This window comes from Chryseobacterium sp. FR048, from assembly GCF_056844665.1.
This window is the reverse complement of sequence record NZ_JBXDSE010000007.1, coordinates 123,580-140,473: the sequence shown is the minus strand read 5'-3', so window position 1 is coordinate 140,473 and position 16,894 is coordinate 123,580. Positions and strand designations below refer to the sequence as shown.

18 protein-coding genes are annotated in these 16,894 nt (G+C 37.6%); 5 read left to right on the top strand and 13 right to left on the bottom strand.

What is annotated here, in order from left to right:
* Positions 1-151: 151 nt before the first annotated feature.
* Together AC106K_RS19400 and AC106K_RS19395 are read right to left on the bottom strand one after the other, a co-directional pair.
* Positions 152-1,204 carry an NAD(P)-dependent alcohol dehydrogenase gene (locus tag AC106K_RS19400; protein WP_482447119.1) on the bottom strand — a complete coding sequence of 351 codons (1,053 nt, stop codon included), beginning with the start codon at positions 1,202-1,204 and terminating at the stop codon, positions 152-154.
* 32 nt (positions 1,205-1,236) lie between these two features.
* Complete coding sequence (locus tag AC106K_RS19395) at positions 1,237-1,641, bottom strand: cupin domain-containing protein (RefSeq protein ID WP_482447118.1); 405 nt, start codon at positions 1,639-1,641, stop codon at positions 1,237-1,239.
* Positions 1,642-1,772: 131 nt separating this feature from the next.
* Between AC106K_RS19395 and AC106K_RS19390 the strand changes: the two genes are divergently transcribed.
* The 3 genes from AC106K_RS19390 (at position 1,773) to AC106K_RS19380 (ending at position 4,560) form a co-directional block, all read left to right on the top strand.
* Positions 1,773-2,675: a helix-turn-helix domain-containing protein gene (locus tag AC106K_RS19390; RefSeq protein ID WP_482447117.1), complete on the top strand. Its 903-nt coding sequence runs from the start codon at positions 1,773-1,775 to the stop codon at positions 2,673-2,675.
* Between the two features lie 260 nt (positions 2,676-2,935).
* Positions 2,936-4,279 (top strand): carboxylesterase family protein, encoded by a 1,344-nt coding sequence (locus tag AC106K_RS19385; protein ID WP_482447116.1) that lies wholly within the window; start codon positions 2,936-2,938, stop codon positions 4,277-4,279.
* A gap of 116 nt (positions 4,280-4,395) precedes the next feature.
* Positions 4,396-4,560: a hypothetical protein gene (locus AC106K_RS19380; protein WP_482447115.1), complete on the top strand. Its 165-nt coding sequence runs from the start codon at positions 4,396-4,398 to the stop codon at positions 4,558-4,560.
* A 71-nt stretch (positions 4,561-4,631) separates the two neighbouring features.
* Here AC106K_RS19380 and AC106K_RS19375 read toward each other — a convergent pair whose 3' ends face one another.
* The 6 genes from AC106K_RS19375 to lpxK all read right to left on the bottom strand — a co-directional run bounded on the left by AC106K_RS19375 (position 4,632) and on the right by lpxK (position 10,623).
* On the bottom strand, positions 4,632-6,104 hold the full coding sequence (locus AC106K_RS19375) for an alpha-amylase (RefSeq protein WP_482447114.1): 1,473 nt from the start codon (positions 6,102-6,104) through the stop codon (positions 4,632-4,634).
* Between the two features lie 42 nt (positions 6,105-6,146).
* The gene (gene dinB, locus AC106K_RS19370; protein WP_482447113.1) at positions 6,147-7,241 is read right to left on the bottom strand and encodes a DNA polymerase IV; all 1,095 of its coding nucleotides are present in this window, start codon (positions 7,239-7,241) and stop codon (positions 6,147-6,149) included.
* Between the two features lie 182 nt (positions 7,242-7,423).
* Positions 7,424-7,879, bottom strand: a complete 456-nt coding sequence (locus AC106K_RS19365) for a GNAT family N-acetyltransferase (protein ID WP_482447112.1) — start codon at positions 7,877-7,879, stop codon at positions 7,424-7,426.
* A gap of 82 nt (positions 7,880-7,961) precedes the next feature.
* Positions 7,962-8,477 (bottom strand): TlpA family protein disulfide reductase, encoded by a 516-nt coding sequence (locus tag AC106K_RS19360; RefSeq protein WP_482447111.1) that lies wholly within the window; start codon positions 8,475-8,477, stop codon positions 7,962-7,964.
* A gap of 321 nt (positions 8,478-8,798) precedes the next feature.
* On the bottom strand, positions 8,799-9,614 hold the full coding sequence (locus tag AC106K_RS19355; RefSeq protein WP_482447110.1) for a purine-nucleoside phosphorylase: 816 nt from the start codon (positions 9,612-9,614) through the stop codon (positions 8,799-8,801).
* Positions 9,598-10,623 carry a tetraacyldisaccharide 4'-kinase gene (lpxK, locus tag AC106K_RS19350; RefSeq protein WP_482447109.1) on the bottom strand — a complete coding sequence of 342 codons (1,026 nt, stop codon included), beginning with the start codon at positions 10,621-10,623 and terminating at the stop codon, positions 9,598-9,600. Before lpxK ends, AC106K_RS19355 begins: the two co-directional genes overlap by 17 nt.
* Before the next feature lie 109 nt (positions 10,624-10,732).
* Between lpxK and truA the strand changes: the two genes are divergently transcribed.
* The gene (gene truA, locus AC106K_RS19345; RefSeq protein WP_047097631.1) at positions 10,733-11,464 is read left to right on the top strand and encodes a tRNA pseudouridine(38-40) synthase TruA; all 732 of its coding nucleotides are present in this window, start codon (positions 10,733-10,735) and stop codon (positions 11,462-11,464) included.
* A 326-nt stretch (positions 11,465-11,790) separates the two neighbouring features.
* Entirely contained in the window at positions 11,791-13,548 is a 1,758-nt protein-coding gene (locus AC106K_RS19340; protein ID WP_047097629.1) for an ABC transporter ATP-binding protein, read from the top strand.
* On the opposite strand, the gene AC106K_RS19335 is transcribed toward AC106K_RS19340, so the two are convergent.
* From AC106K_RS19335 to AC106K_RS19315, 5 genes are all read right to left on the bottom strand, one after another.
* A complete protein-coding gene (locus AC106K_RS19335; protein ID WP_482447108.1) occupies positions 13,543-13,887 on the bottom strand; it encodes an FEKKY domain-containing protein in 345 nt (114 codons plus the stop codon). The genes AC106K_RS19340 and AC106K_RS19335 overlap by 6 nt on opposite strands.
* Positions 13,888-14,204: 317 nt before the next feature.
* Positions 14,205-14,819 (bottom strand): class I SAM-dependent methyltransferase, encoded by a 615-nt coding sequence (locus AC106K_RS19330; RefSeq protein ID WP_482447107.1) that lies wholly within the window; start codon positions 14,817-14,819, stop codon positions 14,205-14,207.
* A complete protein-coding gene (locus tag AC106K_RS19325; RefSeq protein WP_482447106.1) occupies positions 14,816-15,409 on the bottom strand; it encodes a hypothetical protein in 594 nt (197 codons plus the stop codon). Before AC106K_RS19325 ends, AC106K_RS19330 begins: the two co-directional genes overlap by 4 nt.
* Entirely contained in the window at positions 15,399-15,869 is a 471-nt protein-coding gene (locus AC106K_RS19320; protein ID WP_482447104.1) for an RNA polymerase sigma factor, read from the bottom strand. Before AC106K_RS19320 ends, AC106K_RS19325 begins: the two co-directional genes overlap by 11 nt.
* On the bottom strand, positions 15,869-16,720 hold the full coding sequence (locus tag AC106K_RS19315; RefSeq protein ID WP_482447102.1) for an alpha/beta fold hydrolase: 852 nt from the start codon (positions 16,718-16,720) through the stop codon (positions 15,869-15,871). Before AC106K_RS19315 ends, AC106K_RS19320 begins: the two co-directional genes overlap by 1 nt.
* Positions 16,721-16,894 lie beyond the last annotated feature (174 nt).

Here is a 16,894-nt window from a genome sequence, read left to right as displayed (position 1 = left end):
GTCACTTAGAAAAATCAGCGAAATCATTTTAATTGCCACAAATGCACGAATTTATTTATTTATTTATTTATTTATTTATTCGTGCATTCGTAGCAAAACAAAAACGGCAGCCTCACCGAGGCTGCCGTGTTATTTTAAAGTAAAAAGCGGATTACAACGATTTCATATCAATCACAAAACGATATTTGACATCACTTTTAAGCATTCTTTCATAGGCATGATTAATATCCTGCATCTTGATCAGTTCAATATCAGAAACAATATTGTGTTTTCCACAGAAATCCAACAATTCCTGAGTTTCTGCAATTCCTCCGATCACGGAACCTGCTACAGACTTTCTTCCAAGAATTAAAGGAACCGTATTTAAGATCGGTTCAAGCCCACCCAGATAACCGACAAGAACGTGAGTTCCGTTGATATTTAAAGTCGAAACATAAGGATTTACATCATGTACATAAGGAACCGTATCAATGATCACATCAAACTTTCCTTTTACAGATTTCATCTGCTCTTCATCCGTAGAAATGATGACATGATCAGCACCTAGCTGTTTTGCATCTTCCGTTTTTCCAGGAGTTCTGGAAAATAAAGTAACTTCAGCGCCTAATCCTTTTGCCAGTTTGATCGCCATATGTCCTAATCCGCCCAATCCTACAACCGCTACTTTTGATCCGGGACCTACATTCCAATGTCTCAGAGGAGACCATGTGGTAATACCTGCACACAAAATTGGTGCTACGGCAGCAGGGTCAAGATTTTCAGGAACTTTTAAAACATGGTGAGAATCTACCACTACCTTCTGAGAATATCCCCCGAAAGTATGACCTCCGGAATGTTTATCATGACCGTTATAAGTTCCGGTAAATCCATTCAAACAATATTGTTCAAGATCATGTTGGCAGCTTTCACAATGTCCGCATGAATCTACGATACAGCCTACCCCTGCAAGGTCACCCACTTTAAATTTAGAAACCTCGTTTCCTACTTTTGTAATTCTTCCTATAATTTCATGTCCGGGAACCGCAGGGTAGAGGCTTCCGCCCCAGTCATTTCTTGCTGTGTGAAGATCAGAGTGGCATACGCCGCAGTATAGAATTTCGATTTCTACATCTTTAGCGGTGACTTCTCTTCTCTCAATATTCATTTCTTTCAGATCAGCTGTTTTGGATTCTGCTCCGTAAGCTTTTACTGTAAATGTACTCATTGGTTTATTTAATTTAAGTTAATAAGTTTGGTTTATAAATTATGGTATTCATCATCCGTTACAGGGGCCAGCCATTCCACAATTCCGTTCTGTGTATTGGTATTGATGGCTATATGAACCAGCTCACTGTCGGGGGCAGCACCATGCCAGTGGATCACATTCGGAAGAATATTGACAACATCTCCCGGGTGCAAAGCCTGTGCAGGTTTACCTTTTTCCTGATAAAATCCTGATCCTGAAGTTACGATTAAAATCTGTCCACCACCATGAGAGTGCCAGTTATTTCTGCATCCCGGTTCAAAAATAACTTTCCCGATCTGGCAGTTCAGTTCATTGTCATTGGGTTTCAAAAGATGTACCCAGGCTGTTCCTCCGGAGAAATACTCGGAAGGTGCTTTTTCTCCTTTTGGAAAAATGGTTGAATTAAAATTTTCCATAACGGTACAAAAGTCGAAACTTTCACTTAAACCGAACTTATACAGATTACCGAATTACTTACCAATTTTACAGACACCGGATCCGTTACCCGGGAAAGTAGTAATTTTGAATAAGAATTAAAATCAATTCAATGGAAAATCAGGAATTTGAAAGAATCAGCAGCATTTCAGATTACAATAAAATGACCAATCATGAAACCCTGCACCCGTTGGTAAGTGTGGTAGATTTTTCGAAATCCGCTCCCATTTGCAGTTACAGAAGAACCTATGCCTTTTATACCGTTTTCCTGAAAGATGTGGTGTGCGGTGATATGTATTATGGTAAACACAGCTACGATTACCAGGAAGGGACATTGGTTTTCATTGCTCCCGGACAGATCAGCGGGGTGAAAAATGACGGAGTACCCATTCAGCCCGGTGGATATGCCTTACTGTTTCATCCTGATTTGATTAAAGGAACCAATCTGGGGAAACATATCAAAGATTATTCTTTCTTTTCCTATGATGTACATGAAGCATTACATCTTTCTGAAAAAGAAAGAGAAATTATATTGGAATGCTTCAAAAATATCAGACTGGAACTTGAGCAGCCGATCGATAAACACAGCAAATCCTTAGTGGTAAATAATATTGAATTGTTTTTAAATTACTGCATGCGGTTTTATGACCGGCAGTTCATTACAAGAGATCATGTCAATCAGGGAGTCATTGGTAAGTTTGAAAACCTTGTAGATGATTATTTAAAATCTGAAAACCCTAAAAATATCGGTTTTCCTATGGTGAATTACTTTGCCGAAAAGCTGAATCTATCTGCCAACTACTTTGGAGATCTGATCAAAAAAGAGCTGGGTATTTCTCCTCAGGAACTGATTCACAATAAACTGATTGATGTGGCTAAAGAACAGATTCTGGACCAGGGAAAATCGATCAGCGAAATTTCTTACGATCTGGGATTCAAATACCCGCAGCACTTCACCAGATTATTCAAAACCAAAGTGGGAGTTTCCCCGAGTGAATACAAATCCTTGAATTGAGTTGAAACACAAATACCACAAATGTTTTTCACAAATCCCACGAATTTATTTGTGAAAATTAGTGCATTCATTAGTGCTATTAGTGTTTATTAACCACACAGACTTAACCATAAATACCACAAATGTTTTTCACAAATCCCACGAATTTATTTGTGAAAATTAGTGTATTCATTAGTGCTATTAGTGTTTATTAACCGCATAAATTTTTTATATTCAAAAAACAGAATTATCTTTATTGTAAAGTTTTCACAGTTTTAAAAATGAGTTCACAACATATAGAAACGGTGGTTTTCGATACCAAATTTGGAAAAATTACAGCATTCAGAGAAAATGGAATTATCAGAGCAAAAAGTATTCGTTATGCCCGTTCTGAGAGATTTCAAAGACCCATTCCGGTTGAATATTTTGTATTTGATGACAGGCTAGAAAATAAAACTCCGGTTTGTCCGCAGAAACTCAGCCCGCTTGTAGAAAAAATGATTGGGACAACACCTGTTGAAGAGTTTGAACCTGAAGAATCTACTCAATACCTTTCTATAACCCGTCCGGACCCCATTGATGATAATGAAAAACTTTCCGTTATTGTCTGGATTCATGGCGGTTCCCACGAAATAGGATGTGGAGATCTTCCAACTGCCGATCCTGCAGAATGGGTAAAAGAGCAGAATATCATTGTTGTTACGGTTTCCTATCGCCTGGGACTCTTTGGATTTTTAGGTGGTGATGAAAAAAGACCTCCAAATTTAGGACTGTTGGATATGATTGAAGCATTGAAGTGGATCAAAACCAATATAGCAGACTTTGGTGGGGATCCGGAAAATGTAACCCTGCTTGGTCAGTCTTCTGGTGGCGATGCAATTGCTCATTTAATGATATCAGAAGGCGTTGATGGGCTATTTCGACGGGTAATTATTCAAAGTGCGCCTTTGGGGTTACGTTATAAAAGACAGGGAATGTCTGCTGAGTTTTTGAAAAAAACAGAAGAAATCAAAGATGAGGTTGATGTTTATAAGATGATGGAGGACTATGGAAAGTTCGTTCCATCTGTGATGAAATATGGTTTGAAGGCTGCTATGCCTTTTGGAACTCAATACGGATTTCCTCCTTTATGTAAAGAAGAAGAATCTGTTGAAAAATGGAGACAAAATGCAAAAGAATATGATGTGTTAATTGGCCTGAATAATGACGAAACTGCTTTTTATCTCAAAACTTCCGAAGCTTTGAACAAATATTTTGGAAAAGGTCTCGGACTGAAAATTATGGATAAAACAGTTGAAAAAACTACAGAATTTATCTATGGATCACCTGCCAGACAATTTGCGGAAAACCAAGCAAAAGGAGGAGGTAATGTCTATTTATTCAGAATACATTCCAAATTAAAAGACAATCATATTGGAGCTTCGCATTGTATTGACCTTCCTTTAATTTTTGGCAATGAATCTGCATGGAGATCTTCGGAAATGCTTAAAGATATACCCTGGGAACGTATTCATAAGCAGGGAACAAAACTCAGGGCATTATGGGCCGAGTTTGCCAGAACTGGAAAAATTTCTGATCAATCAGAGCGGCCTGAAATTTTAACAATAGAAAAAATTAAATTGTAGATAGATAGTAATGAAAGTTGATCATAATTTTCATTTTAATACTCTTGGGTTATTTTCTAATTTGTTATGATGTTTTTTTATTATATTTATGAAACAAATTTTTAAAATATAACCTTATGAAAACAAAAATTTTTCAGAACATGAAAAAACTGGATCGAAAACAATTAAGAAAAGTAGATGGTGGAGTCATTGTTGATAAAGTATGCTGCACAATGACAGAAGAAGGAGATTGCTGTGAATGGGCAAGAGACTTCAAAAGCTGTAAATTCATTTATTGCTAGATAAAATTATAGAATTAAAAGAATGTCTTGGGCATACATCAAAAGAAAAATCTTTCTGCTGTATGCCTTTTTTATTCTAAAATCCAAACACTCACATTTCCTGCAGGAACAGGAAAATTTCCCCAGCCGTTTTCATCGATTGTTACTTTTTCCTTGAATCTCTTCAACAGATCTTTATATTTTTTTCCAGCATAGCGTTTGCCCATTTCCATAGGTTTATTATATGCATCTTTATTGCTTAAAACAACAGCACATCCTGTATGTTGGTCATCACCTTCACGTACCCAGGCAAGACAATTAGCATCTTCAAAATAATCCCTTTGTTCTCCATAGGCATACTCTTTTCTCGCTTTAAGAAGCTCCTCAATACCGTTTGTTTTTTCCATGAATATTTCCTGATCGTTGCCTTCCCGGTCTTTATCCACATAATGAGCACCATACAGATCAGGGTAAAAAATACATGGATAGCCGTCTTTTCTCAATAAGATCAGCGCATAGGCAATAGGCTTGAACCAGGGTTCAACAGGGGCTTCAAGGGCTTGTAAAGGCTGAGTGTCATGGTTGGCTACCAAGCTTACAGAATGCATGGGATCTGCCTGGGTAAGAGTTTCATCAAAAATCTTCCGAAGGTCATAAGAACTTCCTTCTTTAGATGCATTATGGAAATTATTCTGAAGAGAACTGTCGAAAAGACTCATACAGCCTTCTGTCACCTCAATATATTTTTGAAGCAGATGAAGATAGCCCGGAGCCCAATATTCGCCCACAGCAAAAATATTTTTCCCTGTATTGGAACGGAGAAGGCTTAGCCATTCCTTATAAAAATCAAATGAAATATGCTTTAAGGCATCCAGCCTTACCCCATCAAAATCGGTCTGGTCAAAATACCATTTCGCCCATGTATTGAGCTCTTCCCGTACAAAAGGATTGCGGTGTTCGATGTCATTATACATCAGATAGTCGTAGTTGCCTTTTTCATCGTCAATCATTTCCTCCCAGTCATCCCCATATTCGGACTGTATTTTATAAATATGGGAATCCATTCCTTCTGCATAGTCTACACCGCTGAAGCAGGTGAAATTCCATTCAAAATCAGAATATTTTTTTCCTCTTCCGGGAAACGTAAATTTAGTATAGGATTCTATTTCAATCACATCGGAAATGACTTTTTCCCTGTTATCTTCATCTACTTTTACAGCCCTGAATTTTTCCAGCTCATCACCTCCTGCTTTATGTCCCAGAACAATGTCTATGATCACTTCGATATTCTGTTTTTTTAAGGCTTTGATGGCTTTCAGGTAATCGTTTTTAGAGCCATATTTTGTAGGAATCGTTCCTTTTTGATCAAACTCTCCAAGATCATAAAGGTCATAGGCATCATAGCCGGTAGAATAGCCGCCGTTAGCTCCTTTGTAGGCAGGGGGAAACCACACCGAGGTAATTCCCAGCTTTGCTAAATATCTGGCCTGTTTTTCGGCTTCTTTCCACAATTTTCCGTCTCCTTCAGAATACCAGTGAAAAAACTGAATTATTGTTGGGTTCATAATTTGCTGATTTGATTGATACAAGTTAGCAAAAAAAGACTGTTAATTTTGGAATTCCTCAAACGGGATTTTTAGTTGAACGGAAACCTGCTTTTTTTCTTCCGTATTCAGGTGTGATAAAGACAAGCCCAGCAGACGTACTGCTTTGTCGTAAGGGCGAAGTTCCCAAAGCTGTTTCCCGGTATTGAAATACTGTTCCGGCGAGGTGAAATAATCTTCTCTTGTAATGCTTCTTGTGAAAAGTGAAAAATCTTTATATTTAATTTTTAAGGTTAAAGTTCTTCCGAGGATACTGTTTTTCTGCAGCCGTTGATGAAGTTCCTGGCTCAGACTTTCCAGCTTTTCATTGATCTGCTGTTCATCAGAAAGATCTTCAAAAAAGGTTCTTTCTACCGCTACACTTTTCTGGATACGGTGAGGTTTTACTTCGGAAGTATGAATCCCCCGTACCACATTGTAATAATGTTTGCCGGATTTTCCAAAAAGCCGTACCAGGTCTTCCAGAGATCTTTTCTTTAAATCTTTTCCTTTATAAATTCCTAAACTAAACATTTTGTTAGCCGTAACCTTTCCAACACCGTAAAATTTCTCAACAGGAAGCTCTTCCAGAAAGCTTTCTACTTTATCCGGATGAATCGTTTTCTGGCCGTTGGGTTTATTGATGTCTGAAGCTACTTTGGCCAGAAATTTATTCACAGAAATTCCGGCAGAAGCAGTAAGGCCGGTCTCTTCAAATATTTTCTGACGAATCTCCCTGGCGATCAGATTGGCAGAATCCATTCCTTTCTTGTTTTCAGTTACATCAAGGTAAGCTTCATCCAGGGATAAAGGTTCTACAAGATCGGTGTATTCATGAAAAATTTCACGGATTTTCTTTGAAATTTCTTTATACCGGGGAAAACGGGGCGGAACAAATATAAGGTGAGGACATTTTTCTTTAGCTGTTTTACTGGGCATTGCAGAACGTACCCCATATTTTCTCGCTTCATAGCTGGCCGCTGCCACCACACCCCGGTGCTGACCGCCTACCGCAATAGGTTTGCCTTTAAGCGCAGGATTATCATGCTGCTCCACAGAAGCATAGAATGCATCCATATCTACGTGAATAATTTTACGAAGCGGCAAAGAAAAATCCATATAGCAAAGATATGGATTCCTGTATTGACGGTAAATTTTTTATATGATGGAAGTTTGAAGCTGGAGGATGGAAGTTAAAGAAGACGATCTGGAAATTGATGATCTATTGATTGAAAATCAATTAAAAACATTACAGATTATTCTTGGTACATCAACGACTTCCATCTTCCATTTTTTCATCCTTACTGCTTCAGTCTCATCGTAAGAAGATGTGGTTCAAATCCTGCCTTTTCATACGCTTTTACAGCAGATTCGTTTTCGGCATAAACATCGAGCCTTACTTCTGATATACCTTTGGATTTTGCCCAGCTGATCAGTTCGTCGGTAATCACTTTATTGACTCCTTTTCCTCTGTACTCAGGTTTCACATACATAAAGCCCAGATAAGCGTATTTTTCAAACTTATAATAATATTTTTCAGCTTTTTTGATCAGGGCATATCCGGATCCTATGATTTCATTGTTCTCTTCTGCAATAATTAAGGTGGCATCGGGAGATTGTATAAAGTGATTCAAGTCATAATAATGAATCTCTCCATCAATAAGGGTAACGTTGAATGGTCTTTCTGCCGAAACAATTCCCTGTTCAAATTCTAAAAGCGTTTCTAAATCCTGTTCTGTAGCTTCTCTTGTGGTCATGGTGTTGATTTAATAAATAATAAACACTTAAGTTTTGAAGGAATGCTTAAAACTTAAGTGCTGATATGTTGGTGATAAAAAATTATTTTAAAAGACTATCAATCGTCTGCTGAATCTCAGGGTCTTCCGGAGAAATTGCATAATACTTGGCAATAGAAGATTTCTGATCGATAACCATATATCTTGGAATCCAGTTCAGGTCAACATAATTGTTGAAATCATTTTTCCAGCCTGAAGCAAACCAATAATTGTCTTTATCTTTCATATTGAATCTTGCAAGGCTTTTATCAAAACCTTCTTTTGATCTTTCCAGCGACAGGAATACAAAGTCTATATTAGGATTGTTTTTTTCCAACTGTTCGGCTTTTGGAAGGGCCTGAAGACAGTCTCTGCACCATCCGGCCCAGAAATCAATCACTAAAACTTTTCCTTTATGCTGGTCAAGAATCTGTTGGATCGTTATGCTTTTTCCGTCTTCATCTTCGAGTTTCTGCTGTAAGGCTTCTTTGGAAAACCCTTTTTTCAGCACAGTAGGTGCCTTCTGGGCGTAGCTTGCTCCAAATATCCCTATCATAAAAATTAATAACAACTTTTTCATTTCGTACAATTTCATTTACACAAAACTAAGCAATGGATTGCAATCTGAGATTGATTTTTGATGAATTGGGAAAAATTTATATTATTGAAAATTTCTATGAATCCTGTATTAAAGGAAGAAGACTCTAAAGTAGAAAATTTTAAAAACGTTTCTATCTCTCGTGGGTTAGGCAGATGATGCTGATACTCATGAAAAAATATAATTGCCACGAATGCACTAATAAAAAGAATTTGTGCATTCGTGGCAAAAAAAAATTATTTAAAAAGATTTTTGGTTACTCTTAAATATTTTAAAAATATCTTTTTGTGAATTAAGAAGGGTCTACTGATAGTTTTTAATCAGTCCTTTTACCACAGTAATCACATTTGGCATGGCTTTATTGGCAGCATTCAGAACTTCTTCATGAGAAACGGCAAATGCAATATCCGGTCCGCCAAGATCTGTGATCACAGACATGCAGAATACATCCATTCCCATATGGATGGCGACAATTACTTCAGGAACGGTGCTCATGCCCACCATATCTCCACCGATGGCTTTTATCATTCCATATTCGGCCGGAGTTTCAAAGGTAGGCCCCTGCAATGCAACGTAAACGCCCTGGTGAATTTTAATTGTATTTTCGGTAGCAGCCTGTTCAGCTACAGCAATCATTTTTTTGTTGTAAGGCTCACTCATATCCACAAAACGTGGCCCGAGTTCATCAATATTTTTTCCACGAAGCGGATGTTCAGGCATCATATTGATATGATCTTTTAATATAACGATGTCCGCAACGCTGTAGTCCGGATTTACTCCGCCACACGCATTGGAAAGAATAAGATTTTTAATGCCCAGCAAATGAAAAACTCTCACGGGGAAAGTTACGGTTTCCATAGAATGACCTTCGTAGTAATGGAAGCGGCCACTCATCATCAGTACTTTTTTACCTTCCAGTATTCCGTAGATGAGCTTTCCGGTATGTCCGGCAACAGTAGTCTGAGGAAAGTTAGGAATATCTTTGTACTCTAAAACATGGATCTGATCTACTTCATTCTGCAGCTTTCCCAGTCCTGATCCTAAAACAACAGCAAAATCAGGCGTTTCCTGAATGATATTTTTGATAAAATCAGCTGTCTCTTTAATTTTTTCTAACATAATCTAAGATGATTTGATTGAATTCTTCTTTCTTATCAATAAGTACATTGATAGGCCAGTAGTAAACAATTTCTCTAAGATAGTCAAAAGTTTTCAGACGAACGTAATCTTTCTCTGTGGTTAATATCAGCTTATATTCTCCTAATTTTTTATACTCTGCAAGGATTTTTTTAATATCATCATCCGTGAAATTATGATGGTCTCTGAATTTTAAATGTTTCACCCTTTTCGAGAATTTAGCCAGATGCTCCAGAAGCGGTTTAGGATTGGCAATTCCTGTGATCAGTAAAATATCGTAATAATTCAGGTTGTTATCCGGAAGTATTTTATCTTTTCCGTATACATTTTCATCATAGCCGATGGACGAAAAGAATACTTTTTGGGTATGAGAAGGTCTGATCCTTGAAATATAGTATCTTTTGGTTTCCTCCGTCAGTTCATCAGGACATTTGCTGACCATAATGATGTCTGCTCTTTTGTAACCGGATCTCGATTCTCTGAGGTCTCCGGCAGGAAGAAGGTAATCTTTGAAAAACGGATCATGAAAATCGGTCATCAGAATATTGAATCCTGCTTTGATCGCTCTGTGCTGCATGGCATCATCCAATACCAGTACACCAAGATCCATATCTTCAATCACTTTTTTGGCTCCGGGAACACGTTCTTCTGAAACGGCAATTACAAAGCGGTTTTTGAAACGCTCAAAAAGCTGCATCGCTTCATCACCCACGATTTTGTAGTTGCTGTCATAATTGGTGACTTCATAGCCTTTGGTGAGCCTTCCGTAGCCTCGTGAAAGGACTCCGGTTCTGTAATGTTTGGATAAAAACTGGGCAAGATACATCACCATGGGGGACTTTCCACTTCCGCCCACAGAGAGATTTCCGACATTGATTATCGGTGTCTTGAATTTTGTCGACTTAAAAATTCCCAGATCATATAGGGTGTTCCGGATACCCGTTACCAAATGATAACCGAGGGAAAAAGGATAAAGGTACCATCTTTTCATACGATTGCAAAAATAGGAATTTTCATAAGCATTTGGTGTAATATTCTCAAAGACTTTTCAACAAATATTTCGTCAAATTAAAGTATTTTTGTGGAGTTATTACAATACATTGAGATACTTTATTGAATTTTCTTACAACGGAAAGAATTATTTTGGCTACCAGATACAGCCGGATGCTATTTCTGTGCAAGAAGAACTGGAAAAAGCACTTTCCACCATTTTAAGAGAAGAAATTAAAACTACCGGTGCCGGAAGAACGGATACCGGTGTTCATGCTAAAAAAATATTTGCCCATTTCGATACGGAACAGGAGCTGAACGACGAACTTCCACGAAGGCTGAACAGCTTTCTGCCACCGGATATTTCTATCAAAAGAATATTTCCGGTAAAGGATGATTTTCATGCCCGTTTTGATGCCACTTACAGAATGTATGAATATTATATTTCTTTGGAAAAAAATCCGTTCACACAGGAATCAGCTTGGCAGCACTGGAAAAGGCCTCTGGATATTGATAAAATGAATGAAGCCTGCAAGATTTTATTTGAATACGAAGATTTTACAAGTTTTGCAAAACTGAAGACCGACAATAAGACCAATATCTGCAAAATGTATAAAGCAGAATGGGAACAGAACGGATCTGAGCTGAAGTTTACGGTTTCTGCCAACCGTTTTCTTAGAAATATGGTGCGGGCCATTGTAGGGACAATGGTAGAGATCGGTACGGGGAAACTGAAACCTGAAGATCTGCGTAAAGTCATTGAAGATAAAAACCGTAATGCTGCCGGAACCTCAGCACCTGCCCATGGACTGTATCTGGTAGATGTAGGCTACGAATTTTAAAAACTCAAAAACGATACTCACCAGTACTTCCAGCATTATGTCCAGGTAGTCAAAAGGCCTGTGAAATCAAAATAACATTATGGACCTTTGGAAGTATAATCAGTCGGCTGATTTCACTGCTGCGGTTTGGAGTACCCATCTGCGGAGAAAGGAATGGACCACTTATATTTCGGGTTGGCTGCAAAAAAATGTCTAATATATTCATATTGTAAATCATAGGTATCTGAAATTTTCTATGACGATTTGTTGAAGTTGTAAAGGCTGTCAATTTATAAAGTCTTATTTTTGCATAGAATTTTATTTTAATTCTTTCTTCGATTCGTACAATGAAAAAACAAGATACCTGGGGGATTGTAAAGAGGCTGTTTTTTATCGGGATGAAATTTCGATCCTGGTTCATCCTTACCTTAATCATCTCCGTTATACTTTCCATCGTTTCTACTTATAGGCCATATCTTACCATGGAAGTAGTGGATAATGATATTACAAAGCTTCAGGATAAGGCTTTGATGATGAAGCATATCTATATTCTGGTAGGGTTGGTATTTGCAGAAACCATTTTAAATTTTTTCCTGGTTTATTTTTCCAACTTCATTTCACAGAATGTTATCCGTGACATTAGAGAAAGATTGTATGCCAAGCTGATTTATTTTAAAACTTCATTTTTTGATAAAACTCCTATCGGGCAGCTGGTTACCCGTGCCGTAGGAGATGTTGAGACCATAGCAACCGTTTATACAGACGGATTTCTGATGGTTTTCGGGGATATTTTGAGAATTGTGTTTGTACTGATTATGATGTTCAGCACCAATGTACATCTGAGTTATATTACGCTGGCTATTCTTCCTTTAATGGTAGTCATTACAAGATTTTTCCAGAAAAGGCTTAAAAAAGCTTTCGGCGATGAAAGAAACTGGACGTCTACTCAAAACTCTTTTGTACAGGAAAGATTGGCAGGAATGTCTATTATCCAGGTATTCAACAGACAGGAATCTGAGTTTAAAAAATTTGATGATATTAACATTACGCTGAAAGGAGCATTGCTGAGAACCGTATTTATATTCTCATTGTTCTTTCCGGTAGTAGAACTTATTTCTTCATTGTTTATCGGGTTTATCCTGTTCTATGGCGGGTATATTACGATCAGTGCCGGGGTGGTGATCGCTTTCATCCAATATATTTCCATGCTGATCCGTCCGCTGAGACAGATTGCTGACCGTTTCAACAATATTCAGAGAGGAATTGTAGGAGCAGAAAGAGTCTTGGGGCTGATGGATGAAGAAAATTCAATGCCGAATACCGGAACGGTGAAGAAAGATCATTTTGCCGGAAAAATCGAATTTCAGAAAGTACATTTTGCCTATGACGAAAAGCAGGAAGTACTGAAAGGAATTGATTTTAAAGTAAATCCGGGAGAAACTGTAGCTATTGTAGGAGCAACAGGTGCCGGGAAATCTACGATTATCAGTCTGATCACAAGACTTTACGATATTAATTCCGGAAATATCCTGATCGATGATGTGGATTTGAAAGATTATGAACTTTACAATCTGAGAAGCCATATCGGAGTCGTATTACAGGATGTTTTCCTTTTCCATGGAAGTATCTTTGAGAATCTTTCCTTTGGTGACGAAAGCATTACTCTGGAGCAGATCAAAGCAGGAGCCAGAGAAATTGAGGTCGATCAGTTTATTGAGCAGCTTCCAGGAGGTTACGATTATGTTGTGAGTGAAAGAGGTTCTTCAATTTCTTTAGGACAGAGACAGCTATTGTCTTTCTTAAGAGCATACCTATCTGATCCTAAAATTCTAATTCTGGATGAGGCTACTTCTTCTATTGACCACGAAAGTGAGAAACTGATTCAGAGAGCCACAGAAAAAATTACCAAAAACAGAACGTCTATCATTATCGCCCACAGATTGTCTACCATCGAAAAGGCAGATAAGATCATTGTGATGGAACATGGTAAAATTGTGGAAGAAGGGAAACACCTGGAGCTTTTAGATAAGAACGGCTACTATGCTACTCTGTACAAAGCTCAGCTGCGTCACGAAGTGGAAATGGAAGAAGAGGAAAAATCATAATCCATAAGGAATCATACCAAGATCTTTTTTCCAGGCCTCACCATATTTTTCAGTTAAAACTTTTGCAACAGCAAGATTATTTTCTTTAGCTTGCTTTGATATGGCTGAACTGATCACACAGTTTTGGTAGGTAATGCCTGTGTGGTATTTTTTCCTGAAATCATCATGGTTTTTTGACATGATTCCGAACTGAATAAAATGCGGGATATTTTCCTGTTTTAACGCTGTTTTTTTACCTTTCTGAATCATGTGTACTTTAATTTCATCTGATTTTTGAGCCAAGGCAAATCCCGGAAATGAAAGAATGATCAGGAAAAGAAATAATTGGCAGTTTTTCATAGGTATTGGTTTGCTGATATAGATGGAAATACAAAGCGGAAGTTAAATTGATCTGAAATGTGCGAGGGCACAAAACTTTTACTTGCATTGTATATATCTTTAAGACGAAAAAATATCAAAGATCTTTAGTAGGTGTTTCGATGATTTTATTGCCACGAATGAACGAATAATTTTCTTTATGCATAAATTAAACGCATACCATTTATTCGGCATTCGTGGCAATATTCAGCGGTATACAATTTTATCGCAGATAATCTTGCGTTATACAACAAAATTCCATCTTTAGCCATTTTTCAACAGCAAAATATATACACTTTCTAACGCTTCTTAAAGCTGCAGAAAACAAAATTCTGAGTAGTCCCAAAAGGAGTAGTATGATCCTCAGTAATGCATTTTATTCTTTCAAAACCGGATTCAAATTTTTCAGATAAAGATTCATCATCATATTGCTGAATATCCAGGCCACTGCATTTCGTAGGTCCGTTTTTAGAAAAAGTTCCAAGAATCATGAAACCGGTTATAGATTTCTCTGTAATATCAATATATTTTGAAACCTGTTCCGGAGTGGTCAGAAAATGAAAAGCGGCTCTGTCATGCCAGATGTCATAGGTTTCTGTAGGTTCAAATTCCGTAATATCAGTGGCGATCCATTGTACTTTTGAGGCGGCCTCTCCAAGTCTTTCCTTTGCTTTTTCCAGGGCTTTGGCGGAAATATCAAGTACTGTAATGTTTTCGTAACCTTCCTGAAGGAGAAAGTCGACAAGATTGCTGTCTCCACCACCAATATCAATGATTTTGGCCTCTTTTCCCAATCCCAGGGAGGCGATAAAATCAAGTGAGGTTTGGGGTTTTGTCTGTGTCCAGCTTACCTGATCGGGATTTTTGGTTTCGTATACGTTTTCCCAATGGTTTTTATGTTCCGAAGAATTCATGATCCTTTTAATTGATTGTTGAGTTCTTCAAATTTATTGATTAATCCGTTAATTTTGGCCTGTTGTTTCTTTATTGTTTTTGGTCTCAGATAAAACCAGTTGATACCCACCCATGTCAGAACAGCGACGTAAGCAATGACTGAGGAAGTGGCTGTCATTTTTGAAGTATATTCATACATATAAAGAATAAGACCTGTAAATAACATAATGAAGTAGATGTTGAGCATTGTTGTCTGCATAAACTTCTGTTTATTTTTCACCAGATACAGGTTGTGCAGGTATTCACTGTTAGATTGGGTACTGTCGATTTTATAAAAGATCATAAACATTTTGTTGTAAGCCAGCAAAAAGACAACCATTGCCAGAATCACCAATACAATCCCGATTTTTGTAGTAGCCAGTTCAGGCTGATAGCGATACCAGACAAAAGCAATTCCTATACACGTTGCAATCAGAAGAAGATTAGTCGTGATCAGCCTGCGCAGGTTTTCATTTTTAAACTTTTTCAGTTTACCCAAAAGCTCTTCTATATTGGGCTTGTTGGAAGTTTGCTGTTTCCATATATTTTTGAAATCGATGTTAGTATCCATTTTCTTTAAACTTTTGCGTTAATTTTTCTTTTATCCTGTGAATTTTCACCCTTATGTTGGATTCTGAAAGTCCTACGATATGGGCTATTTCCGCCTGTTTTACTTCTTCCAGTTCCAAAGAAATGATAATTCTGTCGGTTTCCGGTAATTCAGAAATAAACTGATAGAGCAGCTGAATCTGCGGTTCCAGAGATTCCTGTTTCTTTTCTTCCAGATTGACCGGAAGATCAGCTTTAGCGAATTTTTTTTCCTTTTCTATTTGCCGAAGGCAGTTGTTGGAAGCAATTCTGAAGATCCATGTCCCCACACTGGATTCATTTCGGAATTTCGGAAGCTGCTGCCATACGATGATAAAGGTTTCCTGGGCCAGATCCTGTGCCAGTTCGGGATCATTCACATATCCCATACACAAACGGAATATTTTCTGCCAGTAGAGTTCGTAGATCTCTTCAAAAACCATTATTTCGCAGATAAAAAGTTATTAAGCTGGCTAAAGTACCATTCTTTGTCATCATACATGATGAAGTGTAAGCCTTTTGAAGCATATTGCATATTGGCATTTTTCAGATTTTTGTACTGCTCTTCGATCATTGGTTTCATGTTGATAAAAAAAGATTCCAGCAGAATAAGAGAAGGACATTGGATGTTTTTTATTTTCTCTCTGAGATCAGTATTCGAGAAATCACAGTACATTTTGGCGAATATCTTTCGGTCAGATTTCATGCTCCAGCCAATCACAGTCTCCTGCATGGAAGTATCTGCCAACAAACGTGGAATGGACTGATTCTGCATCTGGCGGAACTGTTCATCTGTCATTGACGTTAATTTAGCGATTGTTGATGAGCAGTCATTATTTTCTTTAGAAGTGAAAGCAGGGTTGGATAGTGCTGCAAGACATGGAAGAGTGTCTACAATTACAATTTTACCAACCAGCTCCGGGTAATCTGCTGCAATGGCCAGAGCGAGGCCTCCTCCCATACTGTGGCCGATGATAACAGGCTTTTCGATTTTGTTGTCCTTGATATAAGAAGCAATTGCCTTTTCCCAGTCTGTAAAGCTGGCATCTGCTTCCGGTTTTACCCCTGCGAATCCTGCCATTGTTAAAGTATAACAGGTAAAGTTTTTTTCAAATTTGGCTGTCGTCTCATTCCATACCTCACCGGAAGAAGCAAATCCGGGAATGAATATTAAAGACTGGCTTCCTTTTCCGGTTTTCTTTACTTCAAAAGGATAAGTTTTGGTCTGGCCAAATATATTACATGCTGCTGCTAAAAATAATAGGATGATAAGAAGGAATGTTGATTTTTTCATGATTTCTAAAGTTTTAAGGTTTATTTGTCTTTTAGAGACGAGCCCTGAAAAAATGTTACATTAAATTTTGATTTTTTTTGAAAAAAATATTTTTCCTTCTCTGAAACCCTTACTACAAAAGGAAAATCATCAGCTATTAATTTTATAAAATAATTTTGAAAATCTTTTCCTGAG